Annotated in this window: 19 protein-coding genes; 8 read left to right on the top strand and 11 right to left on the bottom strand. The window is 64.7% G+C overall.

Annotated elements, in window-relative coordinates; all coding sequences use genetic code 11:
- Window positions 1-46 precede the first annotated feature (46 nt).
- From EJ074_RS12685 to EJ074_RS12695, 3 genes are all read left to right on the top strand, one after another.
- Window positions 47-964 carry a sulfite exporter TauE/SafE family protein gene (locus EJ074_RS12685; RefSeq protein WP_129553493.1) on the top strand — a complete coding sequence of 306 codons (918 nt, stop codon included), beginning with the start codon at window positions 47-49 and terminating at the stop codon, window positions 962-964.
- Complete coding sequence (locus EJ074_RS12690) at window positions 964-1,758, top strand: TIGR02186 family protein (protein WP_129553494.1); 795 nt, start codon at window positions 964-966, stop codon at window positions 1,756-1,758. Before EJ074_RS12685 ends, EJ074_RS12690 begins: the two co-directional genes overlap by 1 nt.
- A 261-nt stretch (window positions 1,759-2,019) precedes the next feature.
- Window positions 2,020-3,276: an Hsp70 family protein gene (locus EJ074_RS12695; protein ID WP_129553495.1), complete on the top strand. Its 1,257-nt coding sequence runs from the start codon at window positions 2,020-2,022 to the stop codon at window positions 3,274-3,276.
- 3 nt (window positions 3,277-3,279) lie between these two features.
- Here EJ074_RS12695 and EJ074_RS12700 read toward each other — a convergent pair whose 3' ends face one another.
- Window positions 3,280-4,188 carry a LysR family transcriptional regulator gene (locus EJ074_RS12700; RefSeq protein WP_129553496.1) on the bottom strand — a complete coding sequence of 303 codons (909 nt, stop codon included), beginning with the start codon at window positions 4,186-4,188 and terminating at the stop codon, window positions 3,280-3,282.
- A 278-nt stretch (window positions 4,189-4,466) separates the two neighbouring features.
- Here EJ074_RS12700 and EJ074_RS12705 point away from each other — a divergent pair, with 278 nt between their 5' ends.
- From EJ074_RS12705 to EJ074_RS12715, 3 genes are read left to right on the top strand one after another with little or no spacing between them, the layout of a single operon-like run.
- On the top strand, window positions 4,467-7,397 hold the full coding sequence (locus EJ074_RS12705) for a molybdopterin oxidoreductase family protein (RefSeq protein ID WP_129553497.1): 2,931 nt from the start codon (window positions 4,467-4,469) through the stop codon (window positions 7,395-7,397).
- Window positions 7,394-8,128, top strand: coding sequence for a 4Fe-4S dicluster domain-containing protein (locus tag EJ074_RS12710; protein WP_095807743.1), 735 nt, complete (start codon window positions 7,394-7,396; stop codon window positions 8,126-8,128). Before EJ074_RS12705 ends, EJ074_RS12710 begins: the two co-directional genes overlap by 4 nt.
- Before the next feature lie 6 nt (window positions 8,129-8,134).
- Window positions 8,135-9,073, top strand: coding sequence for a DmsC/YnfH family molybdoenzyme membrane anchor subunit (locus EJ074_RS12715; RefSeq protein ID WP_129553498.1), 939 nt, complete (start codon window positions 8,135-8,137; stop codon window positions 9,071-9,073).
- A gap of 6 nt (window positions 9,074-9,079) precedes the next feature.
- Here the strand turns inward: EJ074_RS12715 and pdeM are convergent, their stop codons facing one another.
- Entirely contained in the window at window positions 9,080-9,796 is a 717-nt protein-coding gene (gene pdeM, locus EJ074_RS12720) for a ligase-associated DNA damage response endonuclease PdeM (RefSeq protein ID WP_129553499.1), read from the bottom strand.
- Between the two features lie 120 nt (window positions 9,797-9,916).
- Window positions 9,917-12,448, bottom strand: coding sequence for a ligase-associated DNA damage response DEXH box helicase (locus EJ074_RS12725; protein ID WP_129553500.1), 2,532 nt, complete (start codon window positions 12,446-12,448; stop codon window positions 9,917-9,919).
- Between the two features lie 139 nt (window positions 12,449-12,587).
- Here EJ074_RS12725 and EJ074_RS12730 point away from each other — a divergent pair, with 139 nt between their 5' ends.
- A complete protein-coding gene (locus tag EJ074_RS12730; RefSeq protein ID WP_245454792.1) occupies window positions 12,588-13,682 on the top strand; it encodes an ISAs1 family transposase in 1,095 nt (364 codons plus the stop codon).
- A 30-nt stretch (window positions 13,683-13,712) separates the two neighbouring features.
- Here the strand turns inward: EJ074_RS12730 and EJ074_RS12735 are convergent, their stop codons facing one another.
- The 3 genes from EJ074_RS12735 to EJ074_RS12745 all read right to left on the bottom strand — a co-directional run bounded on the left by EJ074_RS12735 (window position 13,713) and on the right by EJ074_RS12745 (window position 16,387).
- On the bottom strand, window positions 13,713-14,573 hold the full coding sequence (locus EJ074_RS12735) for an NlpC/P60 family protein (RefSeq protein ID WP_165349924.1): 861 nt from the start codon (window positions 14,571-14,573) through the stop codon (window positions 13,713-13,715).
- Window positions 14,574-14,598: 25 nt separating this feature from the next.
- Window positions 14,599-14,949: a MarR family winged helix-turn-helix transcriptional regulator gene (locus EJ074_RS12740; RefSeq protein WP_095806514.1), complete on the bottom strand. Its 351-nt coding sequence runs from the start codon at window positions 14,947-14,949 to the stop codon at window positions 14,599-14,601.
- Window positions 14,950-15,022: 73 nt separating this feature from the next.
- Entirely contained in the window at window positions 15,023-16,387 is a 1,365-nt protein-coding gene (locus EJ074_RS12745; RefSeq protein WP_095806515.1) for a leucyl aminopeptidase family protein, read from the bottom strand.
- Window positions 16,388-16,731: 344 nt separating this feature from the next.
- On the opposite strand from EJ074_RS12745, the gene EJ074_RS12750 reads away from it, so the two are divergent.
- Entirely contained in the window at window positions 16,732-17,553 is an 822-nt protein-coding gene (locus tag EJ074_RS12750; RefSeq protein ID WP_095806516.1) for a tetratricopeptide repeat protein, read from the top strand.
- A gap of 88 nt (window positions 17,554-17,641) precedes the next feature.
- On the opposite strand, the gene EJ074_RS12755 is transcribed toward EJ074_RS12750, so the two are convergent.
- The 5 genes from EJ074_RS12755 to EJ074_RS12775 are packed head-to-tail and all read right to left on the bottom strand — an operon-like array spanning window position 17,642 to window position 23,293.
- Window positions 17,642-18,658 carry a type II secretion system F family protein gene (locus tag EJ074_RS12755; protein WP_095806517.1) on the bottom strand — a complete coding sequence of 339 codons (1,017 nt, stop codon included), beginning with the start codon at window positions 18,656-18,658 and terminating at the stop codon, window positions 17,642-17,644.
- 13 nt (window positions 18,659-18,671) lie between these two features.
- Window positions 18,672-19,685, bottom strand: a complete 1,014-nt coding sequence (locus EJ074_RS12760) for a type II secretion system F family protein (RefSeq protein ID WP_095806518.1) — start codon at window positions 19,683-19,685, stop codon at window positions 18,672-18,674.
- 29 nt (window positions 19,686-19,714) lie between these two features.
- The gene (locus EJ074_RS12765; RefSeq protein ID WP_095806519.1) at window positions 19,715-21,208 is read right to left on the bottom strand and encodes a CpaF family protein; all 1,494 of its coding nucleotides are present in this window, start codon (window positions 21,206-21,208) and stop codon (window positions 19,715-19,717) included.
- 30 nt (window positions 21,209-21,238) lie between these two features.
- Complete coding sequence (locus tag EJ074_RS12770) at window positions 21,239-22,522, bottom strand: CpaE family protein (protein ID WP_176478385.1); 1,284 nt, start codon at window positions 22,520-22,522, stop codon at window positions 21,239-21,241.
- Between the two features lie 30 nt (window positions 22,523-22,552).
- The gene (locus tag EJ074_RS12775) at window positions 22,553-23,293 is read right to left on the bottom strand and encodes a CpaD family pilus assembly protein (RefSeq protein WP_095806521.1); all 741 of its coding nucleotides are present in this window, start codon (window positions 23,291-23,293) and stop codon (window positions 22,553-22,555) included.
- Window positions 23,294-23,296 lie beyond the last annotated feature (3 nt).

Consider the following 23,296-nt stretch of genomic DNA (forward strand, 5'->3'; position numbering starts at 1 on the left):
GGGACGGCGGCGTTCGCCGACAGGCAAAGTTGATCGAGACAGACGGGTGGGCATCTATCTCCCGATCGCGGAAATTTCCGTAAACGTCTTCGTGCTGCTGGCGATGGGCGCCGCGGTGGGTTTCCTGTCGGGCATGTTCGGCGTGGGGGGCGGCTTTCTGATCACGCCGCTCCTGATCTTCTACAACATCCCGCCGGCCATCGCGGTCGCCACCGGGGCCAACCAGGTCATCGCCTCTTCCTTCTCCGGCGCGCTTTCGCACATGAAACGCGGCACGCTCGACTTCAAGCTTGGCGGCGTGCTTCTGGCCGGCGGCATCGTCGGCTCGACGGGCGGCGTCTTCGTCTTTGCGCTGCTGCGCCGGATCGGCCAGTTGGACCTGTTCATCTCGCTGCTCTACGTCGCCTTGCTCGGCACTGTCGGCGGGCTCATGCTGGTCGAGAGCGTGAACGCGCTGCGCGCCACGCGCAGCGGCGCGGCACCAGTGCTGAAGAAGTCCGGCCAGCACAACTGGATCCACCGGCTGCCGCTCAAGATGCGCTTCCGCGCCTCGAAACTGTTCGTCAGCGTCATTCCTGTGCTGGGGCTCGGCGCCGGCATCGGCTTCCTGTCGTCGATCATGGGCGTCGGCGGCGGCTTCATCATGGTGCCAGCGCTGATCTATCTGCTCAAGGTGCCGACCAATGTAGTCATCGGCACCTCGCTGTTCCAGATCATCTTCACCTCGGCCTACACCACGCTGGTGCATGCCTCGACCAACCAGACCGTCGACGTGATCCTCGCCTTTCTGCTGATGGCCGGCGGCGTTGCCGGGGCGCAATATGGCGCCAAGGCCGGCCAGAGACTGCGCGGCGAGCAGTTGCGGGCGCTTCTGGCGCTGCTGGTGCTGGCCGTCGCCGTCCGCCTCGCCATCGACTTGTTCGTGACGCCGCCCAATCGCTATTCGCTCGCGGGCCTGAGCTGATGGCGGGTTTGAGAGCATTCGCCGCTACCGTTTCGCTTTCCATGCTCTTCGCCCTGTCGGGGGCGAATGCGCAGACGCCGCCCCTTGCCGAAAACATTCAGATCGGCCTTTCCACTGACGCCATTTCCATCACGGCCGGATTCTCAGGCGCCGACCTCACCATCTTCGGATCGCTCGAAAATCCCGATCCGCTGATAGCGCGCCAGGGGCGCTATGACGTCGTCGTCGTTCTGGAAGGGCCGCCTAGACCGGTCGTGGTCCGGCGCAAGGACAGGATCCTCGGCGTCTGGATCAACCTGGAATCGGAGACGTTCGAGAACGTGCCGGTGTCCTACTCGGTCGCTACGACGCGACCGCTGCAGGACATTGCCGAGCCGACCAAATACAGGCAGCTCTCGCTCGGCTCCCAGAACCTCTACATGAAGCCCGCCGACGAGACCGACAGTCCGGCGACGATCCAAGAATTCACCGCCGCGCTGCGCGAGCGCAAGGCAGCGACCGGCCTCTATAGCGAGAATGTCGGCGGCGTGCAGTTCCTGTCGCAGAACCTGTTCCGCGCCACCGTCCGGCTGGCGCCCAACATCCCGGTCGGCACCCACAAGGCGCGCGCCTTCTTGTTCAAGAGCGGCATGTTCGTCAAGGAAAGCTCCGCCCAGCTCGAAATCCGCAAGTCCGGCTTCGAGCAGTCGATCTTCCGCGTCGCGCATGATTATTCCTTCTTCTACGGCGTTTTCGCCGTCTCGCTCGCCATGCTCACGGGCTGGCTCGGAAGGCTCGTCTTCCGCAAGGATTGACGCCCAGCGCAAAAGAAGGCTTTCCCTTTTCCCGCTTTTGCGATAAGTCGCCGCCTCCCAGCTGAAGCGCATCGCGAGGCGCTTCAGGTCTTTGTTTTGGTGCATGTCGTCCGGCCCAAAACCGCTGCACACTTTTGGGCGACATGCACTAAGGACAAACACACACATTCAAATTTCGGCAGGCGGTCCGGCCATCCGGATGACGGCACGTCTTTCGCCGCCAGCGACCTGCTGCGACAGAACCAACGACAGGAGGCTGCTATGCAATCGGCATTCGGCGGCATCGATTTCGGCACGTCCAATTCGACGGTGGGCGTGATCCGGAACGGGCAGGCGCGACTTGTGGCGCTGGAGGGCGAACAGCCCACCTTGCCAAGCGCCGTGTTCTTCAACTTCGAGGACGGCCATACCTATTTCGGGCGCCGTGCGATCACCGACTACACCGACAGCATCGAAGGGCGGCTGATGCGCTCGCTGAAGAGCGTGCTCGGCAGTTCGCTCGCCAACGAGAAGACGCGCATCAAGGCGCGCCTGATCGGCTTCACCGATATCATCGGGCTCTTCATCAGCCATCTCAAGAAGCGGCTGGAGGACGATGCCGGCGGTCCGGTCGAGCGCGTCGTGCTTGGCCGCCCGGTGCAGTTCGTCGACGACGATGCCGAGGCCGATGCGAAAGCGCAGGGCGAGTTGGAGAAGGCGGCGCATGCGCAAGGCTTCAAGCACATCGCCTTCCAGTTCGAGCCGATCGCGGCGGCGCTCGACTACGAGCAGAACGTTGCCCGCGAAGAACTGGCGCTGATCGTCGACATGGGCGGCGGCACGTCCGACTTCTCGGTGGTGCGCGTGTCGCCGGAGCGCGCCCGCTCGGGCGATCGCAAGAGCGACATCCTCGCCAACCGCGGCATCCATATCGGCGGAACCGATTTCGACCGGCTGCTCAGCATTGCGCATATCATGCCCGAGCTCGGCTATCTGACGCGGACCAAGGACCACAAGCGCAATCTGCCGGCGAGCTACTTCATCGACCTCGCGACCTGGCAGCGCATCAACCTCGTCTACACCGCCAAGGCGATGTCGGACCTGAAGCAAGTCCGATTCGAGGCCGAGCGCGCCGACCTGGTCGACCGCTTCATCCACATCGTCGAGCACCGCTATGGGCATGCCTTGGCCGGCTTGGTCGAAAGAGCCAAGATCGCGCTGACAGACCAGTCCGCGGCCGAGGTAAAGGTGTCGCTGCCCGGCGCGCGCTTTGCGGCCGAGATCACGCGATCCGGCCTGGAAGAGACGATCAGGGCAGACATCGACCGGGTGACTGCGACGGTCCGCCAGACGATCGCCGATGCCGGCGTCCAGGCTTGCGCCATCACCGCGGTGTTCCTGACCGGCGGTTCCACCGCGATCCCGCTGGCGAAGCGCAGTATCCTTTCGCTCGTGCCGCAGGCCTCCGTCATCGAAGGCGACATGTTCGGCTCGGTCGGGCTCGGCCTGGCGCTGGACGCACAGCGCAAATTCGGCTGACCGTTAGCTCCGGTCCCCCGTCGGCGCTTCCACCTTGCCGGTCAGATGCGCCTTGAGCGCCATCTGCGCCAGGCTCGCCTGCCGGTCGCGGTGGGTGATCATGGCGAAATCACGCTTCGGCAAATCGACTGGCGCGGACCTCAAGCTGCCCTCCGCCAGCGAGCGCGCGACGACAAGCTCGGAGATGATGGTGGCGCCGGCACCGGCTTCCACGGCCTGGCGTACCGCCTCGTTGCTCGGCAGCACGAGAAATATCTGCAGCTCTGCCGGCGAAACCCCCTCGCCGTGGGCGAAGTCTTCGAGCGCCTCACGTGTACCCGAACCGCCTTCCCGGATGATCCAACGCAATGCCCTGATGTCGAGCTTGCCCGCCGACGTCTTCGGGATATCCGGATGCGAACGCGCCACCACCAGCATGAGCCGGTCCTCGTCGACCCGGGCACGCCGCAGGATGTCCGACTCCGTGCGCCCCTCGACCAGGCCGAAATCTGCGCGGCCATCAAGCACATTGGTCTCGACCTGCCTTGTGTTGCCAATGGTGACGCTGAGGCGCACCGCCGGATAGGCTTCATGGAACGAGGCGAGGCGGCGCGGCAGCCAATAGCTGGCGATGGTCTGGCTCGCGGCGATCGACAGGCTGCCGGTCACGGTCTGTGACACATGTTCGAGCACATTGTGCGCGGCGGCGGCGCGTTCAAGGACCGCCTTCGCCTCCGGCAGGAAGCGGTGGCCGGTCTGGGCAAGCTCGATATTGCGGCCGACCCGGTTGAACAGACGCACGCCATGCTGACTTTCAAGCGCGCGGATGGCAGCGGAGGCGGCCGATTGCGAGATGCCGAGCAACTCGGCCGCCTTGGTCATATGGCCATGCTCGGCGACGGCGACGAATATGCGCAACTGATCCAGGGTCATAGATCAACTAAGAAGCAAATACGATCGGAATTACAAGAGCAACTTGTTAGACAGATTGATTGACCTGTTCTAAATTCTTGCGGGAGTTTGGAAAAAATTGGCGGCCGCGCCGCAAGAGTTGGAATGATGGGACGCCTCAGATCCCTTTTCGCGCATTGGAGCCGCCGTCTGAAGCGGCTGTTCCAGGGCGAGCGCTACCATCCGGAACTCCATTACATGCGTGGACCGGGGCCGAAGACGAAAGCCAAGACTGCTGACGTCAAGAGCGTTCGCGGATCATGAAACACGCACCGCCGCGCGGCGCCAATTCCGCACCGTCGCAACGGCCGCTGGCCGAGACGCGCGCGCCCGACGAAGGCGATGGCGTCGACACCTCGCCCAGCGTCTCCGACCGCATCGCCAAGACGACCTGCTACATGTGCGCCTGCCGATGCGGCATCGACGTCCACATCAAGGACGGCAAGGTGCGCTACATCAACGGCAACAAGGACCATCCGGTGAACCGCGGCGTGATCTGCGGCAAGGGCAGCGCCGGCATCATGCAGCATTACAGCCCGGCGCGGCTGAAGAAGCCTCTGCTGCGCAGCGGACCGCGCGGCGCGGGCGAATTCCGGGAGATCGAGTGGGAAGAGGCATTCGCCATCGCCACCGAGCGGCTGTCGGCGATCCGCAGCACCGATCCGAAAAAGCTCGCCTTCTTCACTGGGCGCGACCAGTCGCAATCGCTGACCGGCTGGTGGGCAAGCCAGTTCGGCACGCCGAACTTCGCCGCCCATGGCGGCTTCTGCTCGGTCAATATGGCGGCCGGCGGCCTCTACACGATCGGCGGCTCTTTCTGGGAGTTCGGCGAGCCCGACTGGGACAACACGAAATACTTCATGCTGTTCGGCGTCGCCGAGGACCATGATTCCAACCCGATCAAGATCGGCCTCGGCAAGCTCAAGGCGCGCGGCGCCAAGGTGGTGTCGATCAACCCGTGCCGCACCGGCTACAATGCGATCGCCGACGACTGGATCGGCATCCGGCCGGGCACGGACGGCCTGTTCGTGCTGGCGCTGATCCACGAACTGCTCAAGGCCGGACGCGTCGATCTCGACTATCTGCTGCGCTACACCAACGCTGCAGCCCTGGTGATCCAGGAGCCCGGCGCAGCCGATGACGGGCTGCTCGTTCGCGACGGCGGCGGCAATCTCCTGGTCTGGGACAGGGTGGCAAAAACTCCGGTCTGCGCAACCGACTCCGAAACGAAGCCGGCGCTGACCGGCGGCTACACGGTCGGCGGCCGGCGCTGCGTGCCGGTGTTCCAGCTGATCGCGGACCGTTACCTCGACGACAGCTATTCGCCGGATGCGGTCGCCGGCCGGTGCGGCATCCCCGCCGAGACGATCCGCCGGATCGCGGCGGAACTGGCGCACGTCGCCTTCGAACAGACGATCGAATTGCCGATCGCCTGGACCGATTGGGCGGGCCGCCGCCATGAGACGATCAAGGGGCGACCGGTGTCGATGCACGCCATGCGCGGCATCTCAGCCCATTCCAACGGTTTTCACACCTGCCGCGCCATCCATCTGCTTCAGGTGTTGTTGGGCACCGTGGACGTGCCAGGCGGCTTCCGCTTCAAGCCGCCCTACCCGCGCTCGGCGCCGCCGGGGCCGAAGCCCGCCGGCAAGAATGTCCGACCGATGACCGCACTGGAAGGCATGCCGCTCGGCTTCGTCTGCGGTCCCGACGATCTGCTGCTCGACGAGGCCGGCAAACCGATCCGCATCGACAAGGCCTATTCCTGGGAAGCGCCTCTAGCCGCGCACGGGCTGATGCACAGCGTCATCCGCAATGCCTGGGCAGGCGATCCTTATCCGATCGACACGTTGATGATGTACATGTCGAACATGGCCTGGAACTCGTCCATGAACACGGTCGAGACGATCGCCATGCTGACCGACAAGGACGAGGCTGGCGACTACAAGATTCCCTTCATCATCTATTCCGACGCCTATTATTCCGAGACGGTGCCATTCGCCGACCTGGTGCTGCCCGACACCACCTATCTGGAGCGGCACGACTGCATCAGCCTGCTCGACCGGCCGATCAGCCATGCCGACGGGCCGGGCGATGCCATCCGCCATCCGGTCGTGCAGCCGGACCGCGATGTGCGCCCGTTCCAGTCGGTGCTGATCGAACTCGGCGCGCGGCTCGGCTTGCCCGGCTTCGTCGCCGAGGACGGCTCGGCCAGGTACCGCGACTATGCCGATTACATCGTCAACCATGAACGCGCGCCCGGCATCGGCCCGCTTGCCGGCTGGCGCGGCAAGAACGGCGACGCAATCGGCAAGGGCGAGATCAATCCGGACCAGCTGCAGCGCTACATCGACAATGGCGGCTTCTGGCACCACGACTTCAGCGAGGACCAGCGCTATTACAAGATGGGCAACCGCGCCTATCTCGATTTTGCGGTGCAGATGGGCTTCATACCGAAAGCGGAGCCAATCGTCTTCCAGCTCTATTCGGAACCGATGCAGCGCTTCCGGCTCGCCGCGCGCGGCCATGGAAAGCTGCAGCCGTCCGAGGCGGAGCGCGACCGCATCGAGACCTATATGGACCCGTTGCCCTTTTGGTATGCCCCCTTCGAGGACGACACTGTCGACGTCGACAAATATCCGCTGCATGCGCTGACGCAGCGGCCGATGCACATGTACCACTCATGGGGTTCGCAGAATGCGTGGCTCCGACAGATCACCAGCCAGAACAGGCTGTTCGTGCACCGTCAGACAGCGATCGGGCTCGGCCTGGCCGACGACGACTGGGTGTGGATCGAGAGCGTCAACGGCCGGGTGAAAGGGCAGATCAAGCTGATCGACGGCGTGAACCCGGACACGGTGTGGACCTGGAACGCGATCGGCAAGCGGCGCGGCAGCTGGGGGCTGAAGGACGACGCGGCGGAATCCAATCGCGGCTTCCTGCTCAACCACATCATCGCCGACCAGACCGCGGCCGATGCCAACGGCAAGCGATATTCGAATTCCGATCCGGTCACGGGACAGGCGGCATGGTTCGACGTGCGCGTGCGCATCGCCAGATGCGAACGGCAAGAAGCCGGTTTCACCGAGCCGCAATTCGAACGCTTCAGCCAGCCGCCAGATGTCGAGCCGCCGCCTGACGTGCTTCGCTTCGGCGCAGCGCTCCGCATAAAAAGGGAGGCCGCGGAATGACCTGTCTTCCCGCGCATACCGAGAAAAAACTCGGTCTCGTCATCGACCTCGACACCTGCGTCGGCTGCCAGGCCTGCGTCACCGCTTGCAAGGAATGGAACACCGGCGGCCACATGGCGCCGCTGACCGACATCGACCCTTATGGCGGGCATGTCGACGGCGTCTGGTTCAACCGCGTGCACACTTACGAGCACATGACCGAGATGGGCGGTCGCACGGTCAACTTCCCGCGCTCCTGCCTGCATTGCGAACAGCCGGCCTGCGTCACCGTCTGCCCGACCGGCGCTTCCTACAAGCGTGCTTCGGACGGCATCGTGCTGGTCGACGAGGACAAATGCATCGGCTGCAAGCTGTGCAGCTGGGCCTGTCCCTATGGCGCGCGCGAGTTCGACACGGACGTCGGTGTGATGAAGAAATGCACGCTGTGCGTCGACCGCATCTACAACGATAATCTGGCCGAAGAGGACCGCGTGCCGGCCTGCGTCGCCGCCTGCCCGACCAGCGCCCGGCATTTCGGCGATCTCGGCGATCCGGCTTCGGCGATCTCGCAGCTTGTCGAGGCGCGCGGCGGCGTCGAGCTGATGCCGGAGCTTGGCTACAAACCAACCAATAGATACCTGCCGCCGCGCGCTCGCACCGAGCGCGCCGCAAGAGTGGATGCGCCGGCGCTGGAGCCTATCCGCGCCGAAGGCGGATTCCTCGGCTGGATCGACCGCATGCTTTCGAACTGATCCACGATGCATCCCGCCATCTCCGTCGTTTTCTTCACCACTGCGACCGGCGCTGGCTATGGCCTGCTGGCGCTGCTCGGCGTGCTCGGCGGCTTGGGGTATGTTGAACCAGGGTTCTGGTTCGGACTTGTCAGCATGGCCCTGGCGCTTGGCCTGATTGTCGCTGGCCTCCTCTCCTCGACCGGCCATCTGGGGCGACCCGAGAGAGCCTGGCGCGCCTTCTCGCAGTGGCGCAGTTCCTGGCTGTCGCGCGAGGGCGTGGCGTCGGTCGCGACGTTCATTCCGGCCGCGCTGTTCGGCATCGGCTGGGCAGTCCTTGGGCGAAGCGGCGGCTGGGTGGCCGTTGCCGGACTGCTGGCAGCGGCCGGAGGGGCTGCCACGGTCGGCGCGACGGGCATGATCTATGCCTCGCTGAAGCCGATCGCGCAGTGGCACAGCCGCTATACTTTGCCGGCTTATCTTGTCTTCGCGGCCATGACCGGCGCCGTGTTGCTCAACGCCCTGCTTCAGGGTTTCGGCCGCGGGTCGACGTCAGTGCTGGCCTGCGCGGGGCTCGCCACGCTCGCCGGCTGGGGCTGGAAGCTGGCGACATGGCGGCACAATGACCGGCTGGAGCTCCCGACCAGCACCAATGCGGCGACGGGCCTGGCCGGCGGCACCGTGCGCTCGATCGAGTGGCCGCATACCGAGGAAAATTACGTGCTCAAGGAAATGGGATTCCGCATCGCACGCAAGCACAGCGCGAGGCTGCGGCGGATCACGAACTTCCTGGCTTTTGCCGCGCCCGCTGTCCTGCTGGGTATTGCGTTCCTCTTGCCATGGCCAGTCGCGGCCGCAACGGCGTCAGTGCTTGCAGCGCTCCTGCAGTTCGCCGGCATGCTGGTAGAGCGCTGGCTGTTCTTCGCGGAAGCGAAGCACACCGTAACGCTCTACTATGGTCGGTAGCGGACATCAGCCCGGCCGCAGCATCGAGCCGGAAATAGCGAAGATGCGTTGGGCGCCCAGCATATAGGCCACCAGCGTTTCCAGCCGGAACAGGCCCGCATAGGCGCGGTCGAGCACGTTGAGCGAGCCGGTATAGGCGCCGAAGGCCGGCATGATCATGCGGCCGCCATCGCCGGCAAAGCAGCGACGCCTGACCGAGCGGCCACGCTGCACGATGCGCGCGCAAGGATGCAGGTGACCCGCGATCTCGCCTTCCACCCTCTGCTTTGAAGGTTCGTGCCGGAACAGCAGCGCACCAATGGCGAGTTCCTTCACCGTCTCGCCGGGCAAGTCGGCCGGCGCATCCGGATCGTGGTTGCCGGCGACCCAGAACCAGTCGCGGCCGGCCATCATCGCCTCCAGACGATCGCGGAAACTTTGGTGCATGCGCCCGGCGCCGCCGCCATCGTGGAAGGAATCGCCGAGGCTGACAACGATGCGCGGCTGATAGTCGGCGATCACCGCCTGCAGTTGCAGCAGCGTCGCGCTGGTGTCGTAGGGCGGGATGAGGGTGCCGCGCCTGGCGAAGGACGAGCCTTTCTCGAGATGCAGGTCGGAGACCGCAAGCAGCCGCAGATCGGGGAAGTAGAGCCCGCCGCGCCGGTCGCAGACCGCGCGTTCGCCGGCGATGCCGACAAGATCGGCCTCGGCGATCAGCGACGCGCGCGACAGCGAAAAATTCATCCCCTTCGTGACCCTCTCTCAGAGCCGTTCACCGTTTCACCGAAACGGCGAACCACTCTATCTGTCTGTCTTGCTGCAATTCCGGACGAAAAAGCGCTTCACACTTTTCCTGGAATTGCTCTAGTCCATCATTTCCGGCCCCATGGCCTCTTCGACGAGGGTGGCGGCATCCATCAATAGCGTCTCGTCCGCCTCGCCATGCACCGGCATCTTGCCGATCTCGAGCATGATCGGCACCGCCAACGGCGATATCTGTTCGAGATTCTTATGCACGATTCGACCGCGGATGCGCGAGAGCATCTCCGCAAGCCTACTGACATCGAGCAATCCTGTCGCGGCATCCGCACGGGTCGCCTGCAGCAGGATATGGTCGGGCTCATGGCTGCGCAGCACATCATAGATCAGGTCTGTCGACACGGTGACCTGGCGGCCGCTTTTCTCCTTGCCGGGATGGCGCTTCTCGATCAGCCCTGAAATGAGCGCGCAGTTCCTGAAGGTGCGTTTCAGCAGCCAGCTGTCGGCGAACCATGCCTCGAGATCGTCGCCGAGCATGTCCTGATCGAAGAGCGCGGCGAGCGAGGGCTTTCTGTTGCTGAACATCCGGCCCATGTCGGCCAGCGACCAGATGGCCAGTGCATAGTCGGTGGCGACGAAGCCGACCGGTTTGGCGCCCGCCCGGTCCAGGCGGCGGGTCAGCAGCATGCCGAGCGTTTGATGCGCGAGCCTGCCTTCGAACGGGTAGGCAACGAGGTAGTACCGGTTGCCGCGTGGAAACGTCTCGATCAACAGATCGTCCCGCTTCGGCAGGACGGACTTGTCGGCCTGGAACCGCAGCCAGTCCGCCACCTGCTCGGGCAGCTTCTTCCAGCGCTGCGGATCGTCGAGCATGGCGCGCACCTGCTCGGCGAGATAGGTCGAGAGCGGGAACTTGCCTCCGCCATAGTAAGGCACCTTCGCGTCGCTGCCGGGAGCGTTCGACACGAAGCACTCATTTTCGCGGATGCCCTCGAAGCGCAGGACCCTGCCGGCGAACATGAACGTGTCGCCGTGGGTCAAGGTCTCCAGAAACGCTTCCTCGATCTTTCCCAGCACCCTGCCGCCGCGCGAGGCAGCGCCTTTGCTTCCAGCCTGGACGTAGCGAACATTGAGCGCCGGCACTTCGATGATGGTGCCTACATTCAACCTGTACTGCTGAGCCATGCGGGGATTGGATACCCGCCACAAGCCCTCCTTGGTCCGGCGGATACGGGCATAGCGCTCATAATTTCTCAGTGCATATCCGCCCGTCGCGACGAACTCGACGACCCTGTCGAAGGTCGGCCTGTCGAGACCCGCATAAGGCGTAGCCGTGGTCACTTCGTCGAACAGCGCATCGGCATGGAAAGGCGCCCCGCAGGCGCAGCCCAGCACGTGCTGCGCCAACACGTCGAGCCCTCCGTCTACGAGAGGCGGCGTGTCCTGAGCGCCGAGATAGTTGGCGTCCAGCGCCGCCCGGCATTCCAGCACCTCGAAGCGGTTGGCAGGAATGAGGATCGCCTTGGAGGGCTCGTCCATGCGGTGATTGGCGCGGCCGATGCGCTGCGCCAGGCGGCTGGCGCCCTTCGGCGCGCCGACATGCACGACCAGGTCGACGTCGCCCCAGTCGATGCCGAGATCCAAGGTCGAGGTGGCGACGATGGCACGCAGCGCATTTTCGCCCATCGCCTTTTCGACCCGCCGCCGCTGCGCGACGTCGAGCGAGCCGTGATGGAGCGCGATCGGCAGCGTGTCGTCATTGACACGCCACAGTTCCTGAAACAGCAACTCGGCCTGGCTGCGTGTGTTGACGAAGAGCAGAGTGGTCTTGTGACGCTTGATCTCGCGGTAGATTTCCGGGGTGGCGTAGCGGGCCGAATGGCCGGCCCAGGGAACCCGCTCTTCGGAGTCGAGGATGGAGATTTCGGGCTTCGCGCCGCCGGTGACCACAATAAGCTCGGACATCGCTCCCGGGGAAGCCTGGCTGACCAGCCAGCGCCGCAATTCGTCCGGCTCGGCGACTGTGGCTGACAGGCCTATGGTCTGCAGCTTGGGGACAAAAGCGCGCAGCCGCGCCAAGCCGAGCGCCAGCAGATGACCGCGTTTCGAGGTGACCAGCGAATGCAGTTCGTCGAGCACGACATAGCGCAGGTCCTCGAAGAAGCGCCTGGCATCGTTCGAGGCGATCAGCAGGGCAAGCTGTTCGGGCGTGGTGAGCAATATGTCGGGCGGCGCCAGCTTCTGCCGCTGGCGCTTGTGCGAGGGCGTGTCGCCGGTGCGTGTCTCGATGGTGACCGGGAGCCCGATCTCCTCGACCGGCCTGCCGAGATTGCGCTCGATGTCGACAGCCAGTGCCTTGAGAGGCGAGATGTAGAGCGTGTGGATGCCGCGATGCGCTTCGCCCGGCTTGCGGCGCGGCCGTTTGGCAAGCTCGGTGAGCGAAGGCAGGAAGCCAGCCAGCGTCTTGCCGGCGCCGGTCGGCGCGATCAGCAAGGCCGATTGTCCACCTTGAGCCTTCGCCAGCAGTTCGAGCTGATGGGCGCGCGGCGACCAGCCCTTTGCGGCAAACCATTTGACGAATGGCTCGGGCAGGACGACGGCGGCATTCAGTTCGGCAAGGCGCGGCTGCTCTGTCACACGCCAGAGGTAGCGCGGCGGGCCGCCATCGCCAAGAAGAATCGGAACAAAAGGGGATCATTTCTCCCTTCTCCCCCTGACAAGCAGGGGAATCGCATATGGCTTTTTGGGACTTGAAGTTGGCCTGAGAAGGGATTCTTTGGGCAGGCAGTCGAACGAAGGAGAGACTGCCATTTCCAGCCTTGAGAGCTATTTTGGCGCGCTGCCCGATCCGCGCGCCGGCAATGCCACGCATCGGCTTGGCGATTTGATCGTGATGATGATCGCGGCGAGCCTGTGCGGGGCGAGCAATGCGACGGAGTTCTCGTTGTTCGCGCAAGAGCGCAAGCAGGCGCTGTCGCGGTTGATCGAATATGAGGTGGCGCCCAGCCACGACACCTTCTCGCGGCTGTTGCGGCTGCTGGATCCAGAGGCGTTCGGCCGTGCTTTCGCCGCCTTTGCCGCGGGCTTCGCGCGTGCCTGCGAGGAGGTGGTCTCGCTCGACGGCAAGGCGCTGCGGCGAGCCTATGAGAAGGGCCTTGCGGCCAGTCCGCCGCTGACGGTGTCAGCCTTCGCCGCCGAGACGCGGCTGTGTCTGGCGGCGGTATCGCCCGGCGCCGGAGAGAACGAGGTCGAGGCAGCCCTCAGGGTCGTCGAACTCATTGATCTTACTGGCAGAATGGTCACCGCCGATGCGCTCCACTGTCACACGCGCATGGCAAAGGCCATCACCGAACGCGGCGGCGACTACCTGCTCGCGCTTAAAGGAAACCGCCGGCACTGGGTTGCTCACGCCAAGCAACAACTGACCGAGATCACCCCCGCTGTCGCGGAGCGGACTGAAACCAGCCATGGCCGCAGCGAATGGCGGCAGGCCGAGGTCGTGGCGGCGGCCGAACCGCTGATGCCCGGTCACAAAGCCTTCATCCGCATCACCAGCCGGCGCGACCAGACCAAGCCGCTGACGCGCCTGTTCATGGCTTCCACATTGCTATCACCGCAACAGGCGCTCGAACTCACAAGAGCCCATTGGCAGATCGAGAATGGGCTGCATTGGATGCTCGACGTCCATCTGGACGAGGATCAATCCCGCGCCCGCAAGGACAATGCTCCCGCCAACACCGCGCTCCTCAACCGCATCGCCAGAAACATCCTTCAGGGCGCCGATGTCGACAAAGTCCCCATTAGCCACCGCATCAAGAAATGCGCCTGGAATGACGACTACCTCATCCAGGCGCTTACTCATATGCGATAGCCCTGCCCTGACAAGGGAGAGGCAAAGGCGCTATGGCCTCCTAAACCCCGTCGGGCCGCCATAAAGATAGCTGATGCGCTCAACCGCCTCCTTCAGCCCCTCGCGCGAGACCAGCATGGTGTGGCCGTTGGCGTGGACCATGTCTTTGGCGTCGGTCATGATCGCGACATGGCCTTTCCAGAAGACGAGGTCGCCGCGCCGCAGTCCTGAGAAATCCGGACCGGGCTCGAATGGCGAGCCAATGCTCGCCGCCTGCATGTCGGTATCGCGCAGCACGTTGCGGCCGGCCATGCGCATCGACAGTTGGACGAGACCGGAGCAGTCGATGCCGAAGCCGGAAACGCCGCCCCAGAGATAGGGCGTGCCGAGGAAGCTTTCGGCAATCGTGACATAGTCATCGCCGACCTCGGCGAGCGGCCGCAGATGGCGGGCGATGACAGCCTGGCCGGAGGGGAGCAGCGCATAATGCGTGCCGCGCGTTTCGGCGGAGCGTGTCACCGTCACGCAAGACCCCATCGACAATTGGCCAGCTGTCGGGAAGCGCAGGTCCGGGCCGGGATAGACAAAGGTGCGCGGCACCGAGACGATGTGGGTCGGCGTCTTCTCGCGCGGGCCCAGCACCGTGTCCGCGACATAGCCGACATAACCGTCGGCCTCGGCCTGAACCCAAGCCCAGCCTTCCGCCTCCTCGAAGACCAGCACGTCGTCGCCGAACAGCGCCTGCGTGTCGACGCCGGCATCGGGGCGCGGCGTCTTGCGCAAATCGGCGACCGAGGCGGCGATCCGCGCCGGGCGGCCGGCGACGAAGCGGTCGGCCGCCACCCTCCCTTTCAGCCTGGCATCGGCAAGGTCGGAACGAAAGGCGTGAAGGCGGGCGTCCCTGGCGGTCAAATCGGCAATCCGTCCATTGAAAAGGTCAGATGGGCAACTCGTGCGCCCTGGCGACGATACCATCGCCGAAGCGCTCGACAAAGAGCGCGCCCTCCACCGTGCGCCGGATCAGGACATTGCGCTTGTCGAGTTCGTCGCGATGGCGCGACACCAGCTTCAGCGCGCCCATCGTGTCGAGCGCGCGGGTGATAACCGGCTTGGTGACGTTGAGCCTGGCCGCCAGCCCGCGCACCGTATGCGGCGGCGGATCGAGGTAGATGGTGAACAGGATCGCCGTCTGGCGCATGGTGAGATCGGGCTCGCCCTCGCGCACCTGCGACAGCATCACCTGCTGCCACAATCGCAAAGCCTGGCTCGGGCGCATCGAGATCGACATCGCCCCAGCATGACCGCAAATTGTTTCGGTTCCGTTTCAGTCCCGGGCATTTCGCCGGCTTGCATGCAGCGCACTAGCCGAAACGCTGCGAGATCACCCGCTCCAGCGCCCGAATGCCCTGCGCCTCGCCGCCGGTCGGACCATGCGGACGATCGCTCGGGTTCCAGGCGAAGATATCGAAATGCGCCCAGCCGGCGGTCTTTTCGACGAAGCGCTTGAGGAACAGCGCCGCCGTGATCGAGCCGGCGAAACCGTCCGTGGTGACGTTGTTGACGTCGGCAATCTTGGAGTTGAGCTTTGCGTCGTAGGGCCGCCAGAGCGGCATGCGCCACAGAGGATCTTCCACCGCGATCGACGCCGCCGCAATGTCGGACGCCAGTGCCTCGTCACCAGTGTAGAACGGCGGCAGGTCGGGACCGAGCGCAACGCGGGCGGCACCCGTCAGCGTCGCCATGTCGATCAGCAGGCCGGGCTCCTCGTCGTCGGCAAGCGCCAGCGCGTCGGCCAGAACCAGTCTGCCTTCCGCATCGGTGTTGCCGATCTCGACGGTGATGCCTTTGCGGCTCCTCAGCACGTCGCCCGGCCGGAAGGCGTTGCCGGCGATCGAATTCTCCACAGCAGGGATCAGCACCCGCAGCCGCACGTGGAGTTTCGCCGCCATGACCATGGACGCCAGGCCCAGAACATTGGCCGCGCCGCCCATGTCCTTCTTCATCAACAGCATGCCGGACGACGGCTTGATGTCCAGCCCGCCTGTATCGAAGCAGACACCCTTGCCGACCAGCGTCACCTTGGGTGCATCGCTTGGCCCCCAAGTCATGTCAACCAGGCGTGGCGCGCTGGTCGAGGCGCGGCCGACGGCGTGGATCATCGGGAAATTCTGGATCAGGAGATCATCGCCGCTGATCGTCGAGACGTCGGCGCGATGCTCGGCGGCCAGCGTCCGCACGGCTTCTTCCAGTTCGGCCGGTCCCATGTCGCTGGTTGGCGTATTGACCAGATCGCGTGTCCGAAAGACGCCGTCGGCGATGTCGCGGACATGCCGGCCGTCGGCCCCCGCCGGCAGCGCGAAACGCGACGCCTTGCCCGGCTTCTTGCCGTAGCGGGTGAAGCTGTAGCCGCCGAGCAAAAGGGCAAGCGCGGCGAGATCCGGCTGCGGCAAATCCTGGGCAAAATACCAGTCGCCTTCAGGCAGCGAGCGAGCCAGGGCACCGACCGCAAGCGCGTTCTCGCCGTCGCCGGTTCCGAACAGCGCGCCGGCGATGGCTCCGTGCTCGCCCGGCAGGATCAGCGTGCGGCCCGCCTCGCCGGAAAAGCCGTTGGCCCGGGCCCAGGCCATGGCGGCCTCCGGAAGCCCGACGGTTTCGAGACGATCCTTTCGAACCAGGTGGACCGGCAGTGCCGCCGTCTGGTTCCCTTCGACGAGTTCGACAGGCATTCGATGCTCTCCGGCTTGGGTTTCTCAGCGGCTCTGACCTGTCTCACTGGCAGAACTATGACGAGATTCCAACGGCAATTCGGACACTCTTGTGGATCGCCATGGCCGCGCTCGCGTAAACGGCGCCCAGCCCGGCAGTCAGGAATGCAAGGCAATGGCAGCCGCGCGGGCGCCCGCGCGGCGAGCATGTCCGTCGCGCCCAAACTGGCTGGCGAAGGCAGTTGCAGGCAGCAAAGACATTCGCCGACAGCCGATCGTTAACTGTCCGTTAGGGTTAACAGAATATTTCTGCGAAGGGAGAGACGGCCAGCCAATGGTCGCGCAGGAACGGAGACCCGACGCCGATGCCGATCAAAGCGTTCAACATCACAGGCAAGCGTCTGATCAGCACGGCATTGGTGGCGGCGCTGGCCGCCGGCGTCGCCGGGTGCGGCAGCACCAGCAAGCTCACAACCGGCTCCATATCCCGCTCCGACTCCAGGCCGCTGGAAACCATGTCGGCCGCCGAGTTGCACAGCGCGACGACCAGGCTTGGCGAATCCTACGCCCGGAATCCGAACGACAAGCGGATCGCGACCAATTTCGCAGCGGCCCTGCAGATGGACGGCGACGCCGATCAGTCGCTGGCGGTAATGCGCAAGCTGGCGATCGCCTACCCCAAGGATCGCGACGTGCTTGCCGCCTACGGCAAGGCGCTCGCCGCCAACGGGCAGTTCGAGCCGGCGCTCGATGCCGTGCGCCGCGCGCAGACGCCGGAATATCCGGACTGGCGACTGGTTTCGGCGGAAGCCGCGATCCTCGACCAGATGGGCCAAAGGGACGAGGCGCGCCAGGACTACCGCAAAGCGCTCGAGCTGAAGCCGAACGAACCCTCGATCCTGTCCAACCTCGGCATGTCCTACGTGCTCGAGGGGGACCTCCGCACCGCGGAAACCTACATGCGCTCCGCCGCGCAGCAGCCGAATGCCGACAGCCGGGTGCGCCAGAATCTGGCGCTGGTCGTCGGCCTGCAAGGCCGGTTCGACGAAGCCGAGAAAATCGCCTCGCAGGAGCTGTCGCCGGAACAGGCGCAGGCCAACGTCGCCTATCTGCGGCAGATGCTCGCCCAGCAGAATGCCTGGAACCAGCTCAAGGCCCAGGACAAGGCGAAGGCCGCGACCAACTGACAGCAGGCCGGTCCCGGTCACATCAAGACGTCGAAAGCCGCGCAGGCATCAGCCGCGCGGCTTTTGTTTTGCTCCTGAACTGGCTCGCCTACTTGCTGCTGGAGTTGTGGTCGCCGAAGATGCCACGCTGGCTGACCTGGATGCCGGCAGGGCCGAGAATGATGGCGAACAGAACCGGCAGGAAGAAGAGGATCATCGGCACGGTGAGCTTCGGCGGCAGCGCGGCCGCCTTCTTCTCGGCCGCGTTCATGCGCATGTCCCGGCTTTCCGAAGCCAGCACGCGCAACGCAGTGGCGACCGGGGTGCCGTAGCGTTCGGCCTGGACCAGCGCCTGGGACACCGACTTCACCGATTCCAGACCGGTGCGGCTGGCCAGGTTCTCATAGGCAACCTTGCGCTCCTGCAGATAGGAGAGTTCGGCATTTGTGAGCACGAACTCCTCGGCAAGCGCCACCGACTGTCCGCCGATCTCGTCGGCGACCTTGCGCAGCGCCGCCTCCACCGACATGCCTGATTCCACGCAGATCAGCATCAGGTCGAGCGCGTCCGGCCACGCCAGTTGGATCGACTGCTTGCGTTTGGCCGCGCGGTTGTTGACGTAGAGGATCGGCGCGTAGAAGCCGCCATAGGCGACGACGACGCAGACGAACAGCTTGATGAAAGGCGGCTGTTGCGGCAGCCCGCCGAGCATGAACAGGTAAACGGCCGCCAGGGCAAATCCGACGAAGGGCAGGACCAGGCGGAAGAACAGAAAGCGCGTCAGCGGATTCTGGCCCCGGAAACCCGCCACCTTGAGCTTCTGCAATGTGCCTTCATCGGCAAGCGCGCGCCGAAGATCCAGCCGCTCGACGATGTTCCGCATGCCGATCGACTGCTCCTCGCGCAGGCCGCCCTTGCGGCGGCGATCGGCTTCGTTGGCCAGTCGGGCGCGCTGCTTGGCGCGCAGTTCGTCGCGCTCCAACGCCACGGTCTTCATGCGCGACTTGAGCTGGTTGCCGCCGAGCGCCGGCAACAGCGTGAAGACGGTGGCAAACACCGCAATGCCGACCAGCAGGGCGATCAGAAAGGACGGATCAGTAAGGGTTCTGACAACCTGGTCGGTCATGGGATGCTCACCCCTACACTTCGAAATTCATCATCTTGCGCATCACAAGAATGCCGATCGACATCCACACGGCGGAACAGCCGAGGATCAGATTGCCGACGCTCGTGGTGAACAGAGGCATGATGTAATTCGGACTCGAAAGATAAACGAGAAAGGCGACGACGAAAGGCAGCGCGCCGATGATGACGGCGGACGCCTTGGCTTCCATCGACAGCGCCTGGACCTTGGCCTTCATCTTCTTGCGGTCGCGCAGCACGCGCGAAAGATTGCCCAGGGCCTCGGAGAGATTGCCGCCGGCCTGCGACTGGATCTGGATGACGATGCCGAAGAAGCCCGCCTCGGTGCAGGGCATGGTTTCGGGCATGCGCAGGGTGGCGTCGGGGATCGACATGCCCACCTGCTGGGAATCGACGACGCGGCGGAACTCGGCGCGGACCGGCTCGGGCGACTCGTTGGCGATCAGGCGGATCGCGTCGTTCAGCGGCAGACCGGACTTGACGGCGCGCACGATGATGTCGAGGGCGTTCGGGAATTCCTCCAGGAATGCCTTGACCCGGCGAGCGCGGCGGAAAGACACGAACCAGCGCGGCAGGCCCAAGGCGCCGGCCAGCAAGGCGCCCGGCAGCACGAGCAACGGCGCGCCCGCCAAAAAGGCGAGCACCGTCAGGGCGATGCCGCAGACCACCGAGTAAAGGTAGAAGCGCTCGATGGAAACCGTCATGCCGGCCTGGCGGAGCTGGGTCTTCAGCGGCGGCTTCTTGACGATGCGGTCGTTCGATTTCTGCTTCTCGTCGAGCTGCTTCAGCGAGTCCTGAAGCGACTTGCGCCGCTTGACGGCTTCCGCGGCGCGGTCGCGCGAAGCCTTCGCCACCGAATGGTCGGTCTCCGCGGCCTTGATCGTCTCAAGCCGCTTGCCGACCTGTTTCTCGTTGCTGATGCGGTTGAAGAGGAACGCATAAGCCACCGCCCCGGCGCTGAAGCCGGCAAGCACGACGAACGCCAGTACGGTGTTGTCAATTCCGAACATCGACCTGGACCCCTACGCCTCCAGCTGCATCAGTCAGAACGTTTCTCCATGGCCTCGAGCGCGTTGGCGAGGCGCTGCTCCTCGCCATAGTAGCGGGCGCGATCCCAGAAATGCGGACGGCCGATGCCGGTGGACACATGCTCGCCGATCAACCGGCCGTTCGAGTCTTCGCCCTTGATGTTGTAGAGGACGAGGTCCTGGGTGATGATGACGTCGCCTTCCATGCCGATCACCTCGGTGATGTGCGTGATGCGGCGCGAACCGTCGCGCAGGCGGGCCGCCTGGATGATCACGTCCACCGATCCGACGACGATCTCGCGCACGGTCTTCTGCGGCAGAGAGTAGCCGCCCATGGCGATCATCGATTCCATGCGGTTCAGGCATTCGCGCGGACTGTTGGAGTGGATGGTGCCCATCGAACCGTCATGGCCGGTGTTCATCGCCTGGAGAAGGTCGAACACTTCCGGTCCGCGCACCTCGCCGACGATGATCCGCTCGGGCCGCATGCGCAGGCAGTTCTTGACCAGGTCGCGCATGGTCACCTCACCCTCGCCCTCGAGGTTCGGGGGGCGTGTTTCGAGACGGACCACATGCGGCTGCTGCAGCTGCAGCTCGGCCGAGTCCTCGCAGGTGATGACGCGCTCCTCGCGGTCGATATAGTTGGTGAGGCAGTTGAGCAGTGTCGTCTTGCCGGAGCCGGTGCCGCCCGAGATGACGACGTTGCAGCGGACGCGGCCGATGATCTTCAGGATCTCGGCGCCATGCGGAGAGATGGCGCCGAACTTGACCAGCTGATCGAGCGTCAGCTTATCCTTCTTGAACTTGCGGATGGTGAGCGCGGTGCCGTCGATGGAGAGTGGCGGCGCGATGACGTTGACGCGCGAGCCGTCCGGAAGGCGGGCGTCGCAGATCGGGCTCGATTCATCGACGCGGCGGCCGACCTGGCTGACGATACGCTGGCAGATGTTGAGCAGCTGCTGGTTGTCGCGAAAGCGGATGCCGGTCTGCTCGACCTTGCCGTTGACCTCGATGTAGACGTTCTTGGAGCCGTTCACCATGATGTCGGCGATGTCGTCGCGCGCGAGCAGCGGCTCCAGCGGCCCATAGCCCAGGACGTCGTTGCAGATGTCCTCGAGCAATTCCTCCTGCTCGGAGATCGACATCGCGAAGTTCTTGATCGCGATGATGTCGTTGACGATATCGCGGATTTCCTCGCGCGCGCTCTCGGGATCGAGCTTGGCGAGCTGCGACAGGTCGATGGTGTCGATGAGTGCCGAAAAGACCTGGCTCTTGGTGTCGTAATAGGTCTCGCTGCGCTCGCGCTGAACCCTTCTTGGAGGCTCGGGCGCCACCGGCGGCGGCTCGACCGCGCGGCGGGGGGGCGGCGTGGCGGGCGCGCTGGCCGCGGCCGGCCGTTCGAGAACCGCCGTCGCAGCGGTGCCGGGAGCGGCGGGAGCCGGTGCTGGCGGACGGAATTCGGGCTTCGCCCGATTGCCGTCATCTGTGCCTCTTTTACCAAACATGATCGACTACCCGATGCCGCGATGAAAGCGTCACTTTTTGCTGAGCGAGAGCTTGCCGAGGAGCGAGCCCAGGCCAACCTTCTTCTTGGACTTGATTTCGCTGCGCCCGGTCAGCACATGCGCGATCTCGTTGATGGTGCCGACAACCGGGCTCTTGGCGTCCATCTCGCCCAGCATGCGGCCGTTGTTGGCCGCATTGCCGAACAGCAGCGGGTCGAAGTTGATCACCGCCATGGGCGTGATTCCGAGCGGTTCGGCGAAGTCGGAAGCGGCGATCTCCGGCCGTTTCGGCACGCCGGCCTGGTTGATGACCAGCTTCGGCGGCGGATCGTTCGGACGCAGCCGCTTCAGCATGTCCATCATGTTCTTGGTGTTGCGCAGGTTGGCGAGCTCAGGCGTTGCCGTGATGACGATCTCGTCGGCCTTGATCAGCGTGCTCTTCGACCATCCGCTCCAGATGTGGGGGACATCGAGCACCAGGAGGGGCGCGCTGCGCTGCGCCGTTTCGATGACCTGCGCGAAGGCGTCGGAATCGAAATCATAGACGCGCTCGAGCGTGGAGGGTGCAGCGAGCAGCGACAAATGCTCGGCGCATTGCGCGAGCAGCCGGTCGAGATAGACTTCGTCGACCCGCTCGGGCGCGAATACCGCTTCGGCGATGCCTTGCGCCGGGTCCTGGTCGAAATTGATGTTGGCCGTGCCGAAGGCAAGATCGAGATCGGCGACCACCACCTCGGACTTGAACAGTGACGACATCGCCCAGGCGACGTTGTGAGCGATGGTCGAGGAGCCGACGCCGCCCTTGGCACCGATGAAGGCGATCGAGCGCCCGATCGGATCGGCTTCCGGATCGACAAAGATCGACGACACGACACTGACGATGTCGGTCATGGAGACCGGCGCGATCACATATTCGGAAATGCCGGAGCGGATGAGTTCCCGATAGAGGCCGACGTCGTTGTAGTGGCCGATCACCACCACCTTCGAGGACGGATCACAATATTCGGAGAGATGGGAAAGCTGCTCGAGCAGCTGTTTCGGTTCGCTGCGCGACTCCAGCAGGATCAGGTTGGGCGTCGGCGCCGACTGGTAGAACTCGATCGCCGTGGCGATGCCGCCCATGTGAACCTTGACGTGGGCCTTGGCCATGCGGCGATCCGCGCCGGCGCGCTCGATCGGATTGGCGACGCCTTCCGTCTCGCAAAAGGCCTGGATCGAGATGCGCGGCACCGGCCGCAGCGCCTGCATGGCGGCGATGTCCTGTTGCGAGGCGTCGCCGACATCCGAGGGCGTGTCGTAGGCAAGATTGCTCATCGTCATGCTCTTTTCGTGGATTGCGCGGCCTTAGTAAGTCACTTCCGAATTGCCCAGGAACTCGTCCGATATGCCCCGCGAGCGGTAGATGTCGATCACGGCGCCGCGGTTCTCGGCGTCGATCTGGGACTGCTTGCGCGGCCCCAGCAGATCGTTGGGATTGGCCATCTGAGCGGCGAGGTTATTCTGATAGGAGCAGCCGAAATCGGCATAGTGCTTGTTCTCGGACGTCTGGGTCAGATCTTCGGGCCAACGCCCGCATCTGTCCGTCTGGGCCCTCACCGCCACAAAGGCGACGCGCACCGGCGCCGATGCCTCGGGCACGGCCGATTGATACGAGGTCATGACGATGTTGTTGCGCCTGACGCCGGCGGCCATGGCGAGCCTGGCGAAATCACGGCTGGCCGCGGCAGCGGCCGCGGCGTTGGCAGAGCCGACCGGGGTCGCGATCGTCAGCGCCGGGGCCGCGCTCCTGTCGTAGCCGTCGAGGAAGCCGAGCAGCGTGTCGCGCTGCGAACCGGTCATGCCGCGATCGCCGGCGCCGACCGGAATATCGATCTTCTGGTTCTTCTCGGCAATGACGATCGGATGATTCGTCCGATAGTCGTCGGGGATCGCTCCGACCGTCACGCTGTCGCGGTGCCAGCTGGCGCAGCCGGCGAGCGATGCCGCCAGCGCCATCGCCAAAGCCGGGACTGCGGACCGCCGAATCCGCTCGCGGCCCCAACCTGCCGCTGCGATCGTCATGGTCTTCGATGCTGACTGATACATGTC

The organism is Mesorhizobium sp. M3A.F.Ca.ET.080.04.2.1 (assembly GCF_003952525.1).
In the GTDB taxonomy this organism is placed as follows: domain Bacteria; phylum Pseudomonadota; class Alphaproteobacteria; order Rhizobiales; family Rhizobiaceae; genus Mesorhizobium.